General features: G+C 71.7%; 17 protein-coding genes. 5 read left to right on the forward strand and 12 right to left on the reverse strand.

Annotated elements, in window-relative coordinates; all coding sequences use genetic code 11:
• Window positions 1-4 precede the first annotated feature (4 nt).
• Window positions 5-781, forward strand: coding sequence for an RDD family protein (locus tag AW273_RS02350; protein WP_083949440.1), 777 nt, complete (start codon window positions 5-7; stop codon window positions 779-781).
• Between the two features lie 181 nt (window positions 782-962).
• Here AW273_RS02350 and AW273_RS02355 read toward each other — a convergent pair whose 3' ends face one another.
• Both AW273_RS02355 and ahcY read right to left on the reverse strand, forming a co-directional pair.
• Window positions 963-2195, reverse strand: coding sequence for an adenosylhomocysteinase (locus AW273_RS02355; RefSeq protein ID WP_062344688.1), 1233 nt, complete (start codon window positions 2193-2195; stop codon window positions 963-965).
• A gap of 2 nt (window positions 2196-2197) precedes the next feature.
• On the reverse strand, window positions 2198-3628 hold the full coding sequence (gene ahcY / locus AW273_RS02360) for an adenosylhomocysteinase (protein ID WP_062344690.1): 1431 nt from the start codon (window positions 3626-3628) through the stop codon (window positions 2198-2200).
• A 95-nt stretch (window positions 3629-3723) separates the two neighbouring features.
• Between ahcY and AW273_RS02365 the strand changes: the two genes are divergently transcribed.
• The gene (locus AW273_RS02365) at window positions 3724-4056 is read left to right on the forward strand and encodes a MerR family transcriptional regulator (protein WP_062344692.1); all 333 of its coding nucleotides are present in this window, start codon (window positions 3724-3726) and stop codon (window positions 4054-4056) included.
• Here AW273_RS02365 and AW273_RS02370 read toward each other — a convergent pair.
• Genes AW273_RS02370 through AW273_RS02385 form a run of 5 tightly spaced genes read right to left on the reverse strand, consistent with a single transcriptional unit; the run spans window position 4033 to window position 8031 of the window.
• Window positions 4033-4962, reverse strand: coding sequence for a cation diffusion facilitator family transporter (locus tag AW273_RS02370; protein WP_062344694.1), 930 nt, complete (start codon window positions 4960-4962; stop codon window positions 4033-4035). The two genes, AW273_RS02365 and AW273_RS02370, sit on opposite strands and share 24 nt — an antisense overlap.
• A gap of 33 nt (window positions 4963-4995) precedes the next feature.
• Entirely contained in the window at window positions 4996-6105 is a 1110-nt protein-coding gene (locus tag AW273_RS02375; RefSeq protein WP_062344696.1) for an SIS domain-containing protein, read from the reverse strand.
• A complete protein-coding gene (locus AW273_RS35930; RefSeq protein WP_081898290.1) occupies window positions 6102-6269 on the reverse strand; it encodes a Trm112 family protein in 168 nt (55 codons plus the stop codon). Before AW273_RS35930 ends, AW273_RS02375 begins: the two co-directional genes overlap by 4 nt.
• The gene (locus tag AW273_RS02380; RefSeq protein WP_062344698.1) at window positions 6266-7618 is read right to left on the reverse strand and encodes a phosphomannomutase/phosphoglucomutase; all 1353 of its coding nucleotides are present in this window, start codon (window positions 7616-7618) and stop codon (window positions 6266-6268) included. Before AW273_RS02380 ends, AW273_RS35930 begins: the two co-directional genes overlap by 4 nt.
• 56 nt (window positions 7619-7674) lie before the next feature.
• Window positions 7675-8031, reverse strand: a complete 357-nt coding sequence (locus AW273_RS02385; protein ID WP_030451265.1) for a DUF3499 domain-containing protein — start codon at window positions 8029-8031, stop codon at window positions 7675-7677.
• Between the two features lie 113 nt (window positions 8032-8144).
• Here AW273_RS02385 and AW273_RS02390 point away from each other — a divergent pair, with 113 nt between their 5' ends.
• Window positions 8145-8570, forward strand: a complete 426-nt coding sequence (locus tag AW273_RS02390) for a metallopeptidase family protein (RefSeq protein WP_062344700.1) — start codon at window positions 8145-8147, stop codon at window positions 8568-8570.
• On the opposite strand, the gene AW273_RS02395 is transcribed toward AW273_RS02390, so the two are convergent.
• The 4 genes from AW273_RS02395 to AW273_RS02410 form a co-directional block, all read right to left on the reverse strand.
• Window positions 8558-9973 (reverse strand): DUF5719 family protein, encoded by a 1416-nt coding sequence (locus AW273_RS02395; RefSeq protein ID WP_062344703.1) that lies wholly within the window; start codon window positions 9971-9973, stop codon window positions 8558-8560. The two genes, AW273_RS02390 and AW273_RS02395, sit on opposite strands and share 13 nt — an antisense overlap.
• The gene (locus AW273_RS02400; protein ID WP_062344705.1) at window positions 9970-12759 is read right to left on the reverse strand and encodes a glycosyltransferase family 2 protein; all 2790 of its coding nucleotides are present in this window, start codon (window positions 12757-12759) and stop codon (window positions 9970-9972) included. The genes AW273_RS02395 and AW273_RS02400 overlap by 4 nt, the downstream gene beginning before the upstream one ends.
• A 139-nt stretch (window positions 12760-12898) precedes the next feature.
• Entirely contained in the window at window positions 12899-13156 is a 258-nt protein-coding gene (locus AW273_RS02405) for a WhiB family transcriptional regulator (protein WP_030451269.1), read from the reverse strand.
• A 198-nt stretch (window positions 13157-13354) separates the two neighbouring features.
• On the reverse strand, window positions 13355-14635 hold the full coding sequence (locus tag AW273_RS02410) for a YihY/virulence factor BrkB family protein (protein WP_157555525.1): 1281 nt from the start codon (window positions 14633-14635) through the stop codon (window positions 13355-13357).
• Window positions 14636-14767: 132 nt separating this feature from the next.
• Between AW273_RS02410 and cofD the strand changes: the two genes are divergently transcribed.
• Both cofD and AW273_RS02420 read left to right on the forward strand, forming a co-directional pair.
• Window positions 14768-15706 (forward strand): 2-phospho-L-lactate transferase, encoded by a 939-nt coding sequence (cofD, locus tag AW273_RS02415; RefSeq protein ID WP_062344709.1) that lies wholly within the window; start codon window positions 14768-14770, stop codon window positions 15704-15706.
• Entirely contained in the window at window positions 15703-16980 is a 1278-nt protein-coding gene (locus AW273_RS02420; protein ID WP_062344711.1) for a coenzyme F420-0:L-glutamate ligase, read from the forward strand. The genes cofD and AW273_RS02420 overlap by 4 nt, the downstream gene beginning before the upstream one ends.
• Here AW273_RS02420 and AW273_RS02425 read toward each other — a convergent pair.
• Window positions 16977-19496: a bifunctional FO biosynthesis protein CofGH gene (locus AW273_RS02425; RefSeq protein ID WP_062344713.1), complete on the reverse strand. Its 2520-nt coding sequence runs from the start codon at window positions 19494-19496 to the stop codon at window positions 16977-16979. The two genes, AW273_RS02420 and AW273_RS02425, sit on opposite strands and share 4 nt — an antisense overlap.
• Window positions 19497-19526 lie beyond the last annotated feature (30 nt).

The following is a 19526-nucleotide window of genomic DNA, read 5'->3' on the forward strand; positions in this document are numbered from 1 at the left end:
GGACATGTCCGATGTGCCGCGCCCCGACGTCGTGACCGGCGACGCCGTGGCGCTCGACGTGCCCCTGGCGCAGTTGCCGATCCGGGTGGTCGCCTTCCTGCTCGACCTGGTCGTGCAGATCGTGCTGCTGGTCGGGGCGCTGCTGCTGATCGCGTTCGCCGTGGGCGACATCGACGAGTCGATGGCCACCGCACTGATCATCGTCTCGATCGTGGCGGTCGTGGTCGGCTACCCGGTGACCTTCGAGACCCTGTCGCGGGGCCGCAGCCTGGGCAAGATGGCCCTCGGCCTCCGGGTGGTCGCCGACGACGGCGGGCCCGAGCGGTTCCGGCAGGCGTTCTTCCGCGGCCTGACGGCCGTCGTCGAGATCTACATGTTGTCGGGCGCCCCGGCGGTGATCTGCGCGCTGGCCAACCAGAAGGGCAAGCGGCTGGGCGACCTGTTCGGCGGCACGGTCGTGATCTCGGAACGGGCGCCGAAGGAGTCGGGGCCTCCGCCCGAGATGCCGCCGCAGCTCGCCGCCTGGGCGGCCACGCTGGAGCTGACCGGCCTCACCGACGACCTGGCCACCGTGTCACGGCAGTATCTGACCCGGCTGCCGCAACTCTCGCCGGCCGCCGCCCACGAGATGGGTTTTCGCATCGCCTCGCAGGTCTCCGCCCGGGTCCAACCCCCGCCCCCACCTGGGGTTCCGCCCTACGCCTACCTCGCCGCCGTGCTCGCCGAACGCCGCCGCCGTGACATCGCGAGGTTTAGCGGAAAACGTCAGGGGCAGTTGTGACGAACGCAGGCATGGGGCACGCCTGCAGTGGGGTTGGGCGGGTACGTCCGGAGCGCAGAGGGAGAGGCGAACCGGTCGTACCCGCCCGTCATCTCGGCTCAGGTGACTGGCCTGGAGCGAGCCGAGTGATATGACCGTAGTACGGCAGATTGCCGGTATCCATGGGGTAACACAACTGTTTCTACGAACCTGAACGCCAGCTGTGCAGGTAGGCCTCCTGGTCGGCGGTCAGCCCGTCGATCGTGATCCCCGCCGCCGCCAGCTTCAGCCGCGCCACCCGCGCGTCGATCCCGTCGGGCACGTCGTAGACCCCCGGCTTGAGGGACGCGTGCTCGGCCGCCAGCCACGCCACCGTGAGCGCCTGGGCGGAGAACGACATGTCCATCACCGCCGCCGGATGGCCCTCGGCCGCCGCCAGGTTCACCAGCCGCCCCTCGGCCAGCAGCAGCAGCCGTCGGCCGTTCACGACGAACTCGTCGGTGTTGGGCCGCACCTGGTAGTGGACCTCCTCGGCCATGGACTCCAGGGCCCGCACGTCGATCTCGACGTCGAAGTGGCCCGCGTTGGCCAGGATCGCGCCGTCTTTCATCAGGGCCAGGTGCTCGGCCCTGATGACGTCGCGGTTGCCGGTGACCGTCACGAACACGTCGCCGATCTCGGCCGCCTCGGCCATCGTCGCCACGCCGTAGCCGTGGAGCGAGGCGTCGAGCGCCTTCACCGGGTCGATCTCGGTCACCACCACCCGCGCGCCCAGGCCCTTGGCCCGCTCGGCCACGCCCCGGCCGCAGTAGCCGAACCCGGCCACCACGACGGTCCGGCCCGCGAGCAGGGTGTTGGTGGCCCGCATGATGCCGTCGAGCGTCGACTGGCCGGTGCCGTAGCGGTTGTCGAACATCCGCTTGGTGCGGGTGTCGTTCACCGCCACCATCGGGAACTTCAGCGCCCCCTCGGCGGCCATCTGGCGGAGCCGGATGATCCCGGTCGTGGTCTCCTCGCAACCGCCCTTGACCACCAGGTCGGAGCGTTCGGTGTGCAGGATGTTGACCAGGTCGCAGCCGTCGTCGAGGACGATGTCGGGCCCGATGTCGAGGGCCCGGTGGATGTGCCGGTAGTAGGTGTCGCGGTCGACCCCCGCCCTGGCGTGCACGGCGATGCCGTAGTCGGCCAGGGCGGCGGCGACGTCGTCCTGGGTGGAGAGCGGGTTGGAGGCGGCCAGCGCGATGTCGGCGCCGCCCGCCTTCAGCGCGCCCATGAGCACCGCCGTCTCGGCCGTGACGTGGAGGCAGGCGGCGACCTTCAGCCCGTCGAGCGGGCGGTCGCCGCCGAACCCCGCGCCGATCGCGGTGAGCACCGGCATGGCGCGCGACGCCCACCCGATGCGGCGCTCACCGGCCTCGGCCAGCACGGCATCCATGATCAGTAGCGGTAGTGGTCGGGCTTGTAGGGGCCCTCGACGTCGACGCCGATGTATTCGGCCTGCTTCTTCGACAACACCGTCAGCTTCACGCCGAGCGCGTCGAGGTGGAGGCGGGCGACCTTCTCGTCGAGGTGCTTGGGCAGCACGTACACGCCGATCGGGTAGGCGTCGGTCTTGGTGAACAGCTCGATCTGCGCGATCACCTGGTTGGTGAAGGAGTTGGACATGACGAACGAGGGGTGGCCGGTGGCGCAGCCCAGGTTCATCAGACGGCCCTCGGCCAGCACGATGATCTGCTTGCCGTCGGGGAAGCGCCAGGTGTGGACCTGGGGCTTGACCTCTTCCTTCTCGATGCCCGGGATGCGGGCCAGGCCGGCCATGTCGATCTCGTTGTCGAAGTGGCCGATGTTGGACACGATCGCGTTGTGCTTCATCCGCGCCATGTGGTCGGCGGTGATGATGTTGAAGTTGCCCGTCGTCGTGACGAAGATGTCGGCGATGGCGACGACCTCGTCGAGGGTGGTGACCTGGAAGCCGTCCATCGCGGCCTGGAGGGCGCAGATGGGGTCGATCTCGGTCACGATGACGCGGGCGCCCTGGCCGCGCAGCGCGTCGGCGCAGCCCTTGCCGACGTCGCCGTAGCCGGCGACCACGGCCACCTTGCCGCCGATCAGCACGTCGGTGGCGCGGTTGAGGCCGTCGATCACCGAGTGGCGGCAGCCGTACTTGTTGTCGAACTTCGACTTGGTGACCGAGTCGTTCACGTTGATGGCCGGGAAGAGGAGCTGGCCGTTGTTGAACATCTCGTAGAGGCGGTGGACACCGGTGGTGGTCTCCTCGGTGACGCCCTTGATCGCCTCGGCGGTCTTGGTCCAGCGCCGGTCGTCGTTGACCGTGCGGCGGAGCAGGTCGAGGATGATGCCCCACTCCTCGGGGTCGTCTTCGGAGGCGGTCGGCACGACGCCGCCGGCCTTCTCGAACTCGGCGCCCTTGTGGACGAGCAGGGTGGCGTCGCCGCCGTCGTCGAGGATCATGTTGGGGCCGGTGCCGTCAGGCCACTGCAGCGCCTGGTCGGTGCACCACCAGTACTCCTCCAGCGTCTCGCCCTTCCAGGCGAAGACCGGCACGCCCTTGGGCTCCTCGACGGTCCCCTCGGGGCCGACGACGACTGCGGCGGCGGCGTGGTCCTGCGTGGAGAAGATGTTGCACGAGACCCAGCGCACGTCGGCGCCCAGGGCGACCAGCGTCTCGATCAGGACGGCGGTCTGGATGGTCATGTGCAGCGAGCCCATGATCTTCGCGCCCCGCAGCGGCTGGGCGGCGGCGAACTCCTTGCGCGTCGCCATCAGGCCCGGCATCTCGTGCTCGGCGAGGCGGATCTCCTTGCGGCCGAAGTCCGCGAGCGACAGGTCGGCGACCTTGAAGTCCATCTTGGGGTGTCCCCTCTCGTAGCGTCCTCAGCCACTGTAGGGCCGAACACCGCCTACCGGCGCCGAACCTGACACAAGAATGTAAGAATGGACGCATGCGCATCACGGAGGCCGCCGCCAAATTGGGCATGTCGCCCAGAATGCTGCGATATCGGGAGGCGCTCGGGCTACTCCCGCCGGTACGCGATCTCGGCTCCCACCGCCGTTTCGGCGACGAGGAACTCGCCGCCGTCACCCAGGCGATGGAGCTGGAGAAGCGGTTCGACGTCTCGCCCGGCGAACTCGCCTTCGCGCTGCGAGCCCTGTCGGAACCGACCGTCGCCCAGGCCGTGAGAGACCTGGGCGTGCGGATCGGGCGCATCCAGGCGCCCCGCAGGGCGCTGGACTTCGAGAAGGAGAAGGCGCTACGCCTGCTGCGTGGTCGTTGACGACTCGATGGCCGGTTCGAGGTAGATGATCCGGGCGATCGGCACGGCCGCGCGGATGCGCTGCTCGGCCTCGTCGATGCCCCGGGCGACCTCGGCGGCGGTGTCGTCGTGCTCGACGGCGATCTTGGCGGCGACCAGGAGCTCCTCGGGGCCGACGTGGAGGGTGCGCATGTGGATGACCCGGCTCACCTCGGGCGCGCTCTCCAGGGCCGTGCGGATCTGGGCGTCGATCTCGGGGCCGGCGCTCTCGCCGATGAGCAGCGACTTGGTCTCGATGGCCAGCACGATCGCGATGGCGCCGAGCAGGACACCGATCATGATGGTGCCGACGCCGTCCCACACGGGGTTGCCGGTGACCACGGCCATGGTGACGCCGAAGAGGGCGAAGACCAGGCCGAGCAGCGCGCCCAGGTCTTCGAGCACGATGACCGGCAGCTCGGGCGACTTCGACCGGCGGATGAACTGCCACCAGGTCAGGTTGCCCTTGTGCGGCAGCGACTCCTTGATCGCGGTCCGGAACGAGAACGCCTCGGCGATGATCGCGAAGATCAGCACGCCGAACGCCCACTGAGGGGTGCTGAGGTCTTCGGGGGCCTGGATCTTGTGGATGCCTTCGTACAGGGAGAACAGCGCGCCGATCGTGAACAGCACGACCGCCACCACGAACGAGTAGAAGTAGCGCTCGCGGCCGTAGCCGAACGGGTGTTGTTCGGTGCGTTCCCTGGCCGCCCGCTTGCCGCCGAGCAGCAGCAGCGCCTGGTTCCCCGAGTCGGCCACGGAGTGGACCGCCTCGGCGATCATGGACGATGATCCGGTGAACAGGTAGGCGACGAACTTCGCCGCCGCGATCGACAGGTTGGCGACCAGCGCCGCGACGATCGCCTTCGTTCCGCCACTGGCGCTCACGATGACACTCCCTCAGTTTTCGGCCAGAAGATCCTAACGGGCAATTCTGGCCTTCAACTCCCGGACCGCGCTCACCGGAGTGGGATCGATTCCATAACCAAGCGCCAGATAGACGCTGGCGAAATCGGCCAGCCCGATCAGCGTCGCCAGCCGTTCAAGCGGATGACGCCCCTCGGCCATCAGTTCCGACACCCGCACGTCGCGGCTTTCGGCCAGCCGGACCGTGGTGCCCCGCGTCCGGGTCTCGCGTTCGTCTTCGTCGGTGTCGCGGAGCACGAACAGCCGCAACTGCCGGCCCTGCGTGTCGGCGAAGATGTCGCGCTCGGCGAACGGGCCGTCGAACGCGGCCACCTGGTTGTGGGCGGCCTCGGGCAGCTCGCCGAAGATCGCCGGGTATTTGGCGTTCTCGTAGAGCTGGTGGACCAGCCGGTGGGCGGCCACGATCGGCAACGACGAGGAGCCCCACACCATCGGCACCGACTCGGCCAGCTCCAGGGCCAGCGTCTTGCCGGGGTTGATGAACGTGTCACTCGACGGGCGGCACCGATGGGCCAGGTCTTCGAGCAGGGTGGCGGTGGCTTCGTACACCGGCTCGGGGACGTCGGCCAGGCCCAGCGACGACGCCGCCACGATGAGCGGGACCGTCAGCGCCCAGAGCGCCGCGCGGGCATGGCCCTGCGCGGCCTCGACCGGGACGAACGGCGCCCCGCGCTGCGTGCAGAGCGACTGGAGCGGCGAGCCGGGGCGGCCGACCCCGACCAGGCGGCAGCCGCGCCGGGCGGCCTCCCAGGCCAGCCCGAGGGTCTCCTCGGTGGCCCCGGAGGCCGACACGGCGAACACCAGGTCGTTGGCGCCGATCCAGCCGGGCAGCCGGTGGCCGCTCGCGGTCGTGATCGGGATCGGCGCGCCGTTGCCGCAGATCGCCCTGAGGATCTCGCCCGAGACGCCGCTGACGCCCATGCCGAGCGTCACGATCGCCCTCGGGCGGCCCTCGGTGGCGACCACCCCCACGCCCGCCTCGGCGGCCAGCCGGCGGCCGGTGCGGACCTGGGCGGCCGCCGAGGCGACCGCGGGAAGCATGCCCGAGGGATCGGCCGCGACCAGATGGCTCTGGTCGTCGAGCAGCTCAGGCTCCCAGATCATGCCTTCCGTGCCTCGTCGACCAGCAGCACGGGAATGTCGTCGCGGACCGGATAGACCAGGCCGCAGCTCGCGGAGGTGCAGGCCAGTTCGTCGGCCTCGGCCCGGAGCGGGGACTTGCACGCCGGGCAGGCCAGGATCTCCAGCAGCCAGTCGTCGATCTTCAAATCCCTCGAACCTCTTTCAGAACGTCGTCGCGCACACCGGCCATGGTCACCTCGTCGTCGCCCTCGGCGTTGAGCCGGAGCAGCGGTTCGGTGTTGGACGGGCGCAGGTTGAACCACCAGGTCGGACCGGTGACGGTCAGGCCGTCCAGCTCATCGAAGGTAACACCCTCGCGGGACCCGAACACCTCGCGCACCTTGGCGGTGGCGGCGGCCTGGTCGGCCACCGTGCTGTTGATCTCGCCGGAGGCCGTGTAGCGCGCGTAGGCGGCCAGCACCTCCGACAGGGGGCGGTCCTGCTCGCCGAGGGCGGCCAGCACGTGGAGGGCGGCCAGCATGCCCGAGTCGGCGTACCAGAAGTCGCGGAAGTAGTAGTGGGCGGAGTGTTCGCCGCCGAAGACGGCGCCCGTGCGGGCCATCTCGGCCTTGATGAAGGAGTGGCCGACGCGGGTGCGGACCGGCACCCCGCCGTTCTCCTTGATGATCTCGGGGACGCCGCGCGAGGTGATCAGGTTGTGGATGATCGTGGCCCCGGGGTGCTTGGCCAGCTCGCGGGCCGCCACCAGGGCGGTGATCGTGGACGGGGAGACCGAGGCGCCCTTCTCGTCGATCACCCAGCAGCGGTCGGCGTCGCCGTCGAAGGCGATGCCGATGTCGGCCCCGTGCGCCACGACGGCCTGCTGCAGGTCGACCAGGTTGGCCGGCTCGATCGGGTTGGCCTCGTGGTTGGGGAAGGAGCCGTCGAGCTCGAAGTAGAGCGGCACGAGCTCGATCGGCAACCCGGCGAACACCTCGGGCACGGTGTGGCCGCCCATGCCGTTGCCGGCGTCGACGACGACCTTCAGGGGCCTGATCGCCGACAGGTCGACGAGCGACTTCAGGTGGTCGGCGTAGCCCTTCAGCAGGTCGTGGTGGGTGACGTCGCCGGTCGGGTCGGGGGCGGAGGCGCCCAGCAGCCCGAGCGCCCGGTCGCGGATCTCGGCGAGGCCGGTCTCGGAGCCGATCGGCACGGCGCCCGCGCGGCACATCTTCATGCCGTTGTACTGGGCCGGGTTGTGGCTGGCGGTGAACATGACGCCGGGCAGGTTCAGGGTGCCGCTGGCGTAGTAGAGCAGGTCGGTGGAGCCCAGTCCGGCGTTGATCACGTCGGCGCCCCGGGAGGTCGCGCCGCGGGCGAAGGCCGCCGCGAGCGGGCCGGAGGACTGCCGCATGTCGTGGGCGATCACGATCCGATCGGCCCCCATCACCTCCGCGAAGGCCGCCCCCACGGCCTCGGCGATCTCCTCGTCGAACTCGTCCGGTACGACACCGCGTACGTCATACGCCTTGAAGATCTTGGCGAGGTCGCCCAATTCCGCCCCTATATGTCGCAGATCCCTAGGGTTGGAAGCCTAATGGCCGCACGCCTTCAGCGGTCGCGATTGGACTTGAGGACCCGGAGGTGACCACGCCGGCCCACTTCGACGGCCTGGCCGGTCGGCTCGCCCGGCGCGGGGGCCGGACGGGCGGCCTCGCGGACGGCGTTGGCCAGGGCCTCCAGGTCGTCTCCGGAGGGCGCGCCCGGCTCATAGGGCAGCCTCACGACCTCCCAGCCTCGGGGCGCGGTGAGCCGCTCGGCGTGCTCCGCGCACAGGTCATAGCAGTGCGGCTCGACGTACGTCGCCAGAGGGCCAAGAACCGCGGTCGAGTCGGCGTAAACGTACGTGAGTGTGAAGACGGCAGGCTGCCTGCAGGCGGTACGGGAACAGCTGCGGACGGGGCTCACGGAGGGACCGTATCCGGTCCGCCCGCACATTGCCACCACCCCGCCCCTCTTAACGAGCGTGTCGCCACAATCCGGACACCACCCGAACACGGCCCGAGCCCTAAGCTGACCTGATGACTCCTCGACGACGGGACCGCCACGGGCGGGGCATGCGGGGCCCCCTCGCGCCGTCCCACGTGCCGATCGCCAAGTCGCGCGGCGAACGGTTCGACGACCTCGTGCTCGACGCCGTCGACCGGCTGCGCGTGCGGTGGGCCAAGGAGCTGGCGGCGGTCGACTTCGGCGTCGAGGAGGTGCCCCCGGTCTCCGAACTGCTCGACGGCCCGGCGCGGCTGGCCTCCGACCCGATCCCGTTCGGCCGGGCCGAACCGGCGCTGCGCGGCGACCCGGCCATGGTCGTGGTCTACCGGCGCCCGCTGGAGGCGCGCGCCCGCGACCGCGAGAGCCTGGCCGCGCTGGTGCACACCGTCGTGGTCGAGCAGGTCTCCACGCTCCTGGGGCTCACCCCCGAGCAGGTCGACCCCGGCTACGACGGCTGAGACAACACCGCCGACGGCTGCTCGGTGACCGGCGGCACGAGCGTCCAGGTGCGCGCGACGGCCAGCGGCTGCGCGGTGACGAGCTGCCCGCCGGCGGCGCGCTCCTCCATCACCCGCCCGCCGTAGACGGGCCCGGAGCCCGTCTTCGGCATGACGACCACGCTGAAGCCCTTGGCCGGGCCCTTCAGGATGATCTCCTTGGTACGGGCGGCGGGGATCGCCACCTCGATCGGGTCGGGCGCCTTCCCCTCGCGCGGCAGCAGCGTCACGGTGACGTCGGCGGCGGTGTCGGGCGCGCTCAGGATCAGCCGTGAGGTGACGTCCTTGGTCGAGCGGGCGTCGGCGACCACGCTGCCGAGGTCGATCGGGGGCGCCCCGGCGGTGAACGCGACGTCGGTCCGGCCGCCGGTGCCGACGATCTTCAGCCCGGCGACCACGGGGGTCTCCGAGGTCAGCACGATCGCGGCGGGCTGGCCGGTCACCCCGGTCGACAGGTCGAGGGTGACGACCGACCCGGCGGGCACCTCGACGGTCTCGCGGTTCTCCAGGGCGTAGGAGCCGTCCTTCAGCACGGCCTTGACGTCGACCACGGCGTCCGACTCGCCGGGGGCGGCGACGTAGAGCTCGCGGCGGCCGGCGCTGCCGGGCAGGCCCGGCACCACGACGCGCTCGGCCGGTCCGGTGGTCTGCGGCAACCAGTCGACGCCCTCGGGGGTGGCCGCCTCGACGGCGGCGGCGACCCGGCCCCGGCCGGTCGACACGTTCAGCGCCATGACCAGCGGGGACGGCGCGACCTTCTTGAGGTCGACGACACGGTGCTCGCCCGGCTTGAGGAGCAGGCCGCTGGCCCGCTCGGCGATGACCTGGCCCTCGCCCGAGTAGACGACCAGCGCCACGTCGGCGGGGGCCGACTCGACGTTGGCCAGGTGGAGTTCGAGGTCTCCGGCGGCCGGGCCCGGCCCGACGAACCAGGCGTCGGCGCCGGGGTCGACGCAGCGCACCCCCGCCAGGCCGCGGGCCGCGCCGGTCAGCGTGCGGCGGGTCTGGGCGGCCTCCAGGCCGGAGGCCATCGCGCCGGTCGCGTGCACCCGCATCGGGTCGGTGCCGGCGGCCATGGTCTTCTGCCAGAGCTTGCCCGGCTCGTCGACGGTGGCCGGCTCGTCGCCGTCCTCGATGAGGGTCTGGCCGGTGCCCTCGGCGTTGGGCGGGGTGACGGCGGTGACCATGGCGCCGCCGGGGTCGGGGCAGACCGTGGAGACGGCCGCGATGGGCGCCCTCACCGGTTCGGCCTTCACCGGGACGGCGGGGGCCGGGCGGCTGACGAAAGCGACGCCGTAGACCGCGCCCAGCGCGATCAGCACCAGCGCCAGCATGCCGAACCGGTTCTCGATGAGCCGTCTCACGCCGCCACCCGCTCCCGGCCGGCCGGGATCTCCTCGACCGCCTCGGTTTCGGGGGTACGCGCCCCCGGCGCCGCCAGGATCAGCACGATCACCACGAGCACCCCCTGGCCGTAGAGCCACCATCGGTGCCACGTGTCGTCGGCGGGGGGCCGTTCGGGGGTGACCGGCCCGGTCATCCGCCAGAGTCCGGCCCGATCCGTGAGGGTGATCCGGGCCATCGTCGGCTCGGAGTCGAGGGCCCGCCGCAGGGCCGGGTCGATCGGCGCAGGGACGCTGACGAACGCGATGCCCCGGCCGGCCAGTTCGGCCGCGTCGCCGCCGCCCCGGCCGGAGGCCAGCCCCGCCACCGCGTCGGTGAAGTCGGAGCCGTAGGCGGCTCGTTCGGACTCGCCGATCACCGGGATGCGGCCGTGCAGGACCGTGTAGGTAAGCCCCGTGTCCGCGGTCCGAATCAGCAGCGTGCCCTGGCCGGGCTTCGACTGGGCCTCGGCGATGGCCGGGAGCGGCGAGCGCACGTTCCGCTGGAGCGGCCCGTCCGCCTGATCCATGATCCACAACGTGGCGGCGGCGACCGGGGTGGCGAAGGCGACCAGCACGATCAGGAACGCGCCGGCCTTCCGCAGCCCACCGGCCCTGCGGAACTCGGCGACGCGGTGGGCGGCCAGCGCGGTCGACACCAGCAGCCCGGTCGCGGCGAACGCCAGCGGCACCCCCGGCCAGGTCGACATGCGGCTGACCACGGTCGCCGCCAGCACGCCGACGATCGCCACGCCCCACCCGACGGCCACGATGAACTGGTGACGGCGCAGCAGCAGCGCGCCCAGGGCGACGGCGAGCAGCCCGGCGGTGGCCCAGATCGGCGGGGTGCCGGGCCCGCCCGGGTTGAGGGTGAGCAGCGCTTCGGGGGCCAGCCGGGGCGAGGAGGTCATCGGCAGCCCGGCCTCCCGCAGGATGCGGGCCGGGTCCTGGACGATCGTGGCCAGCCACGGGCCGAGCAGGAGCAGCGGCACACCCAGGGAGATGAGCAGGTTCCCGCCGACCCCGCGCCTGACTCCCCCGAACGACAGGGCGGCGAGCAGGCCGAGGACGGCGACGAAGACGTACAGGATCGGGGCGAACGCGGTGCCCACGGCCAGCAGCAGGCCCAGGCCCCAGGCCGCGCGCCGGGCCACGCGGTTGAACGACACAGGACGCGTGTCGGCCAGCACCTTCGTGGCGAGGGAGGCGTAGACGGGCAGCAGGATGAACACCACCGCCGAGCCGATCCGCCCGGCCGCCACCACGCCGGTCGCGACCGGGAGGAGCGCGTAGGTGGCCGCCATCCACACCCGGGCGGGCCGGTAGGAGACGAAGCTGCGGGTGGCCAGGTAGGCGCTGAGTCCCGACAGCGGCACGCAGCCCAGCAGCAGGATCGACACCGCCAGCCAGGTCTTGCCGAAGGTGAGGGTCGACAACACGGCCAGCACCGCGACGTAGGGCGGCGCCCACTCGCCGGTGTAGAACGCCCACAGGTCGGAGGCCCCTCCGGCGACCGGCACCAGCGCGCCGCCGCCGAGCAGGCCCCCGGTCAGCAGATCCCTCTCCGCCGCGATGGCGACCGCCGTGAGCAGCACGAACAACCGCACGCCGGGGCTGGCGAAGGTGCGCCGCAGGAACCCGTCGTCGTCGTTGAGCAGTTCGTCGCCCTCTTCGGCGCCCGGCTGCCGGACGGCGTGATGACGGCCGGCCGAGTCCATCGGCCCGCCGCCGGAGAGCTGGTTCTGGACCATCTCCCACGCTCGCCGGAACGCCAGGCTCGGCGGGCTGAACATGGGCTTGACCAGCCGATATCCGGCCCTGCTGCCCTTGCGCGCCTTCCTGGCCCGGCGCAGCCGCAGCGGATGGAACAACACCGAGCCGATCGCGGCGAGTTCGTCGACGGCGTGCGCGGGCTGCTTGGCGACCAGGAACAACACGGTACGGATCAGCGACCCGACCGTGTTGCGGAGCAGCGACCAGAGCATCGTCCAGAACGGCAGGTTCGCCATCAGCACGAACAACGAATATCGCCGGGCCAGCCGCCGGGGGTGGTCGTCGCTGGCGGCGATGCGGCGGCGGCGCTTGGACGACGCCTCGGCGTGCCAGGCCACCGCGGCGGTCACCGCGAGCACCCGGTGCCCGGCGGCGCGGGCCCGCCAGCAGAAGTCGAGGTCGTCGCGGAACAGCGGGAGCCGGGCGTCGAGGCCGCCGAGCTCGTCCCAGACGTCGCGGCGGATCAGCATCCCGGCCGACGACACCGCCAGCACGTCGCGCACGCCCCGGGGCTCGGCGTCGTGCTGGCCCTGGTCGTATTCGCGCGCCTCCAGCCCGGTCTCGCGGCGGCCCGAGCGGGCGACCGTGACGCCGACCTCCAGCAGGAGCTTGCGGTCGAGCCAGTCGCGCAGTTTCGGACCCAGGACGGCGGTCTCGGGATACTCGTCGGCGGCGTGGAGCAGGAACTCCAGGGCGCGGGCGTCGGGGGCGCAGTCGTCGTGGATCAGCCAGATCCACTCGGTGTCGCCGGGCGCCTTCGGAAGCCGCCGGACGACCTCGTGCACCGCTTCGGCGAAGCCGCTGCCGCGCGGCATCTGCACGACGCCGTGTTTGCCGAACGCCTCGCCGAGCAGGTCGCGGCTGCCGTCGCGGCTGCCGTTGTCGACCCCGACACCCCGGTCGACCGGCCGGGTCTGCGCGAGCACCGCCCGGAGGGTGTCCCGGAGCCAGCGGGAGCCATCATGGGCGACCACGATCGCGGTGACCGAGTGCACGGCGGGATCCTTGGGGGTATGTGCGGCTTTTGCGCGCCAACACTACGGCACACCGCACCGGCCCCCGACCCAAATGACAAGCGGAGGCCACAAATGTGACCCCCGCGTGTCGCTCCCGGCTAGTTCCGGGCTATAGGTGTCAAACGGCCTGGCGCTTCATGCGTCGGCGCTCGCGCTCCGACAGTCCGCCCCAGATTCCGAATCGTTCGTCGTGTTCCAACGCGTACTCCAGGCACTCCGCGCGCACTTCGCACGCGCGGCACACCTTCTTCGCCTCTCGGGTGGAGCCGCCCTTTTCTGGAAAGAACGCCTCCGGGTCGGTCTGAGCGCACAATGCGCGCTCCTGCCAGCCCAGATCTTCACCGTCGAGCGCCTGTGCGATGACCAGCTCGGTCACGGCACACCTCCCTGTCGCCCGCCCGTCACCAACCCCGAAAGTTGGTGCCCCCCTATGGACGCCCTCCCCTTACCCACCTCGGAGAAGGCGTAACAACATGGCTGTAATTACACGCGTGTAAGTCGTGCCCCGTCAAGCGCCATGGGGATACCGGGGGGATACCAGGGGAAAGGGCCGGTCTTGTCAGCCCGGCTCGGATCAGCGATCCCGGCGGTCCGGACTGTACCAATGAGCGGTGGCGTCCGAATCGAGAGATGCCGGATCGGCGGGAAGACCTTCCCCGGTCTTTGCCGGGCGGTAGATGGCGACCGGGTCGATCGGGTCGAGCAGGTCTTCGGCGCGGAGCGGGTCGCTCAGCGGGTCGCCCTGGTAGCGCTGCGGCCGGGCCGAGGGCTGGGCGAAGGGGTTGCTCTGGCGGTAGGCGTCGGGCTGCTGCTGGTAGCTCTGCGCCTGCTGGTAGGCCTGGGCGAGCTGCTGTTCCCTTATGTCGCCCTCGTAGCCGGGCTCGTAGGGGGCGCCGTAGACGGGGGGCTGCGTCGCGTAGGCGCTCTCGCGGGCCGGGGGTTCGTAGCTCGGTTCGAGCACCGGGGCGCCGTAGACCGTCTCGTTCGCGGCCATGTCGTAACCCGGATCCCGGCCGGAGACCTCGCGGACCGAACTGTCGAACGGCGTCTCGATGACGGGAGGACGCGGGGGCGCGGCCTCACCCATCGGGGGCTCGTAGGCCTGGCGGGCGAACTGGGGGCCCGAGAAGCCGGAGAACGGGGAGGAGTCCCAGGAGGACGGGGAGTCGTCGTAGACCGGCTCGGGGTAGTTGTACGGCTCCGCCTGCTGGGCCACCGGCGCGACCGGCGTCACCGGCGGGGGCGGGGCCTCCTCGACGACCTGCTGGCCCGCGTAGCCGTTCTGGTCGAACACCGGGCCCTGCGGATAGGGCGAATAGTCGGGCTCGGCCGGCAGGTTCTGCACCGGATGGGCGTCGCCCGTCTGCGGGAACGGGATGGCCGGGGGGACCACGGAGAGCCGCCGCGACTTCTTCGGCCTGGCCGCGCCCGCCGGCAGCGGGGCGACCATGGTCAGCACATAGAGCAGGGCCAGCCCGGTGAGGGCGAAGGTGGGCACGCCGAGCAGCAGGGTTTCGAGCTTGCCGCCGAACCCGAGCCCGCTGAACAGCGAGCCGAGCAGGCTGATCGCGGCGAAGAGCGTGGCCACGGCGAGGGTGCCGGCGCCGCCCATGGTGATGAGGCCGCTCTTGGGGGTGGGGTCGCCGAACCGGGTGGAGAGGAAGACCGCGCCGACGACCAGCGCGGCGTTGACCGGGGAGGTCAGCTCCGACAGGGCGACGACCGACCGGATGCCGAACTCGGCCGCTCCCCCGAGCGGCGAGGAGTCGCCGAAGACGAGTCTGATCACGCCGACCAGGACGGTCGTGCCCGCGGCTGCCACAAGGAGCCACGCGGCGGGCTCTCGGAGCCTCACCGGGTCAACCTTCACCACAGTTACCCCCAGGAATTCATGCGGCTTATGGGAACTGAGTTTTGCATATGCCTGACATGGTTGCCCGGCGACCCATCAATCTCGCGTTTCGCATGGAATGCCAGACTGTCAGGCATGCGCATCGTGTCCCTCGCGGGCGGAATCGGCGGGGCCCGGTTCCTCCGCGGCCTCAAGGCGGCGGCTCCCGAATCCGACATCACCGTCATCGGCAACACCGGCGACGACATCACCCTCTTCGGCCTGCGGGTGTGTCCCGACCTCGACACCGTGATGTACACGCTCGGCGGCGGCATCGACGAGGAGCAGGGCTGGGGCCGCGCGGATGAAACGTTCACCGTGAAAGAGGAGCTGGCCGCCTACGGCATGCAGCCGCAGTGGTTCGGGCTGGGCGACCGCGACTTCGCCACCCACATCGTGCGCTCGCAGATGCTCGCGGCCGGTTACGGCCTGTCGGCGGTGACCGAGGCGTTGTGCGCCCGCTGGCGTCCGGGTGTGCGGCTGCTCCCGATGACCGACGACCAGACCGAGACCCACGTGGTGATCGAAGACGAGCGGGGCCGCCGCGCGGTGCACTTCCAGGAATGGTGGGTGCGCCTGCGCGCGTCCACGCCGGCGCTGGAGATCGCCCTGGTCGGAGCGGCGTCGGCGACGCCCGCGCCGGGGGTGCTTGAGGCGCTGGAGCGGGCCGACGTGGTGATCCTGCCGCCGTCGAACCCGGTGGTGAGCATCGGGACGATCCTCCAGATCCCCGGCATCCGCGACGCGGTGGCCGCCAAGACCGTGGTCGGCGTCTCCCCCATCATCGGCGGCGCCCCCGTTCGGGGCATGGCCGACGCGTGCCTGACGGCGATCGGCGTGGAGACCTCCGCCCAGGGCGTGCTGGAGCTCTACGGCGCCGGCCTGCTCGACGGGTGGCTGGTCGCGGAAGAGGACGCGGCGACGGCGCTGGAGGGCGTGGCCGTGGAGGCGCGGCCGCTGCTGATGTCCTCACCGGAGGCGACGCGCGACCTGGCCGCCGCCGCGCTCGAACTGGCCCGGAAGGTGGCGGCGTGATCACCATCAGCGGGGTCCAGGGGCTGCCCGAGATCGGCTACGGCGACGACATCGCGGCCCTGGTCGCCAAGGCCGTCCCCGGCCTGGCCGACGGTGACGTGGTCGTGGTGACCTCGAAGATCGTGAGCAAGGCCGAGGGCCGGGTGGTCCGGGCCGACGACCGGTCGGGGGCCATCGAGGCCGAGACCGCCCGGGTGGTCGCGCGGCGGGGCGACACCGTCATCTCCCAGACGCGGCACGGCTACGTGATGGCGGCGGCCGGGGTCGACGCGTCCAACACCGCGCCCGGGACGGTGCTGCTGCTGCCCGAGGATCCCGACGCGTCGGCGTCGGCGATCCGGCGGCGGCTGGCCGAGCTCGCCGGGGTCCGGGTCGGCGTGATCGTCTCGGACACCTTCGGACGCCCGTGGCGGCACGGCCTGACCGACGTCGCGCTGGGCGCCTCGGGCGTCCGGCCGCTCGACGACCTGCGCGGCACGACCGACGCCTACGGCAACCCGCTGAACGCGACGGTGACCGCCCTGGTCGACGAGATCGCGGCGGCGGCCGAACTGGTGAAGGGCAAGCTGAGCGGGGTCCCGGTGGCCGTCGTCTCGGGCCTGGGCCACCTGGTGACCGACTCCGACGGCCCCGGCGGGGCGTCGCTGATCCGCCCCGCCGACCAGGACCTGTTCCGCTACGGCTCGGCCGACGTCGTGTTCGCCCGGCGCACCATCAGGAAGTTCTCCGGCGAGGCGGTCGACGGCGCGGCGGTCCGGCGCGCCGTCGCCGCCGCCATCTCGGCCCCCGCGCCCCACCACACGACGCCCTGGCGGTTCGTGCTGCTGGAGACCGCGGCGGCCCGGCTCGCGCTGGTCGACGCCATGCGCGAGGCGTGGATCGCCGACCTGCGCGGCGACGGGTTCACCGAGGAGTCGATCGCCAAGCGGATCAGGCGCGGCGACGTGCTCCGCGACGCGCCCTACCTGGCGGTGCCGTGCCTGGTCATGGACGGCTCGCACACCTACCGCGACGACCGCCGCAACGCCTCCGAGCGGGAGATGTTCGTGGTCGCGACGGGGGCCGGGGTGCAGAACTTCCTGGTCCAGCTCGCGGTCGAGGGGCTGGGGTCGGCGTGGGTGTCGTCCACGATGTTCTGCCGCCCGGTGGTGCGCGAGGTCCTCGGCCTCCCCGGCGACTGGGACCCGATGGGCGCCGTGGCCATCGGGCACGCCGCCGAACCGCCGAGGCAGCGCCCGCCGAGGTCGGCCGAGGACTTCTACGTCACCCGTTAGACCACGGGCAGCACCCGCCGCACGCTCGCGCACACCCCGTCGCTCGCCTCCGCCGCCGCGCGGCGCCCGGGTGACGGGGTGCCGTACTCGGTGGTCCGCTGCCGCAGCGGACGGCCGCTGAGCTCGACCATCGCGCGCAGTTCGGAGATGGTCTTGTACGACCCGTTCTCCGACCCCGCCATGCGGCTGATGGTCTCCTCCATCAGGGTCCCGCCGATGTCGTTCACTCCCCCGGCCAGCACCTGGCGGCACAGGTCGTCCTGGAGCTTCACCCACGAGCACTGGATGTTGTGGATCGCGCCGTGCAGCAGCAGCCGGGACACCGCGTGGACCGCGCGGTTCTCGGCCGCCGTCGGCCCCGGGCGGGCGATCCCGGCCAGGTAGATCGGGGCGCTGTGGTGCACGAACGGCAGCAGGACGAACTCGCTGAAGCCGCCCGTCTCCTCCTGGAGCCGGCGGATCAGGCGGATGTGCCGCACCCAGTGGGCGTGGTTGTCGACGTGGCCGTACATCATGGTCGAGGTCGTCGGGAGGCCCACCCGGTGGGCCGTCGTGATGACGTCGATCCACTCGCGGGCGGGCAGTTTGCCCTTGGTGAGCACCCAGCGGACGTCGTCGTCGAGGATCTCGGCCGCCGTGCCGGGGAGGGAGTCGACGCCGGCCTCGCGGGCGCCGGTCAGCCAGTCTTCGATCGACAGGTTCATCCGGCTCGCGCCGTTGATGACCTCCATCGGGGAGAAGGCGTGGACGTGGATGTCCGGGGTGCGGGCCTTCACCGCCCGCGCGATGTCGAAGTAGGCGCTGCCGGGCAGGTCGGGGTGGATGCCGCCCTGCATGCAGACCTCGGTCGCCCCGGCCGCCCAGGCCTCCTCGGCGCGGTCGGCGACCTGGTCGAGGCTCAGGGTGTAGGCGTCGGCGTCGGTGCGCCGCTGGGCGAAGGCGCAGAAGCGGCAGCCCGTGTAGCAGACGTTGGTGAAGTTGATGTTCCGGTTGACGACGTAGGTGACGTCGTCGCCGTTGACCTCGCGGCGCAGGCCGTCGGCCAGGGCGCACAGTTCGTCGAGCGCCGCGCCGGTCAGGCCCAGCAGCGCCTCGGCCTGGGCGTCGGTCAGCGCCAGCGGGTCGCGGGCGGCCTGGCGCAGCGCCCCGGCGCCGTCGCCGGTCATCGACACCGCCGTGGGGAGGCGGTCCTTCAGCGCGTCCCAGTCGCCGTAGACGTGGTCGAAGTCGTCGCGGCGGTCGTGCGTGCGGCCCGTGGTGTCGACCTCGGTGTGCAGGTCGACCCGGCCCGACGGGGCGAAGCCGCCGTCGGGCTCCTGCCACGGCCGGGGCTCGGGCCGCACGTCGAGGGCCATGCCGTCGGGGCCGGCCAGCGCCGCCACGTGGGCGCTCAGGCGGGGGTCGAGCCAGGGTTCGCCGGCCCGGACGTACTCGGGGTAGATCGTCAGGCGTTCGCGCAGGTCGAAGCCTGCTTCGGCGGTGCGTTCCGCGAGGGCGTCGATCATCGGCCACGGGCGTTCGGGGTTCACGTGGTCGGGGGTCAGCGGGGAGACGCCGCCCCAGTCGTCGATGCCGGCGCGGATCATCAGGGCGTACTCGTCGCCGATGAGGTTCGGCGGGGCCTGCACGCGCATGCGGGGGCCCAGCACCATGCGGGTCACCGCGATCGTCGCGGCGAGTTCCTGGAGGTCGGCGTCGGGCATGCCGCGCATCGCGGTGTCGGGCTTGGCGCGGAAGTTCTGGACGATCACCTCCTGGACGCCGCCGTACTCACGCGCCACCCGGCGGATCGCGAAGATCGACTCGGCCCGGTCGAGGACGGTCTCGCCGATGCCGATCAGGATGCCGGTGGTGAAGGGCACGTTGGAACGGCCGGCGTCTTCGAGGACACGCAGGCGGACGGCCGGGTCCTTGTCGGGCGAGCCGTAGTGGGCGCCGCCCTTCTCGGTGAACAGGGCCGTCGAGGTGGTCTCCAGCATCATGCCCATCGACGGCGCGACCGGCTTGAGCCGCTGGAAGTCGCGCCACGTCAGCACACCCGGATTGAGGTGGGGCAGCAGGCCGGTCTCCTCCAGCACCCGGATCGCCATGGCGCGCACGTAGGAGAGGGTGTCGTCGTAGCCGTGGGCGTCGAGCCACTCGCGGGCGGCCGGCCAGCGGTCTTCGGGGCGGTCGCCCAGGGTGAACAGGGCCTCCTTGCAGCCCATCGCCGCGCCCTCACGGGCGATGGCCAGCACCTCGTCGGGAGACAGGAACGCGCTCGGCAGTTTGGCGGGGGCGGTCGCGAAGGTGCAGTAGCCGCAGCGGTCGCGGCACAACCGCGTCAGGGGGATGAACACCTTGCGGCTGTAGGTGATCACTCCGGGGCGGCCCACCGCTTCCAGGCCCGCGTCGCGGACGCGGGAGGCGTGGTCGAGCAAGGCGTCGAGGTCGGCGCCGCGGGCCTCCAGGAGGATGGCCGCCTCGGCCACGTCGATCGTCTTCCCGTCGCGTGCGCGTGCCAGCGCCCGCCGCATTGCTGCCGTCATACCTGCACACTACGTTGA

Source organism: Herbidospora yilanensis (genome assembly GCF_001570565.1).
Taxonomy (GTDB): Bacteria; Actinomycetota; Actinomycetes; order Streptosporangiales; family Streptosporangiaceae; genus Herbidospora; species Herbidospora yilanensis.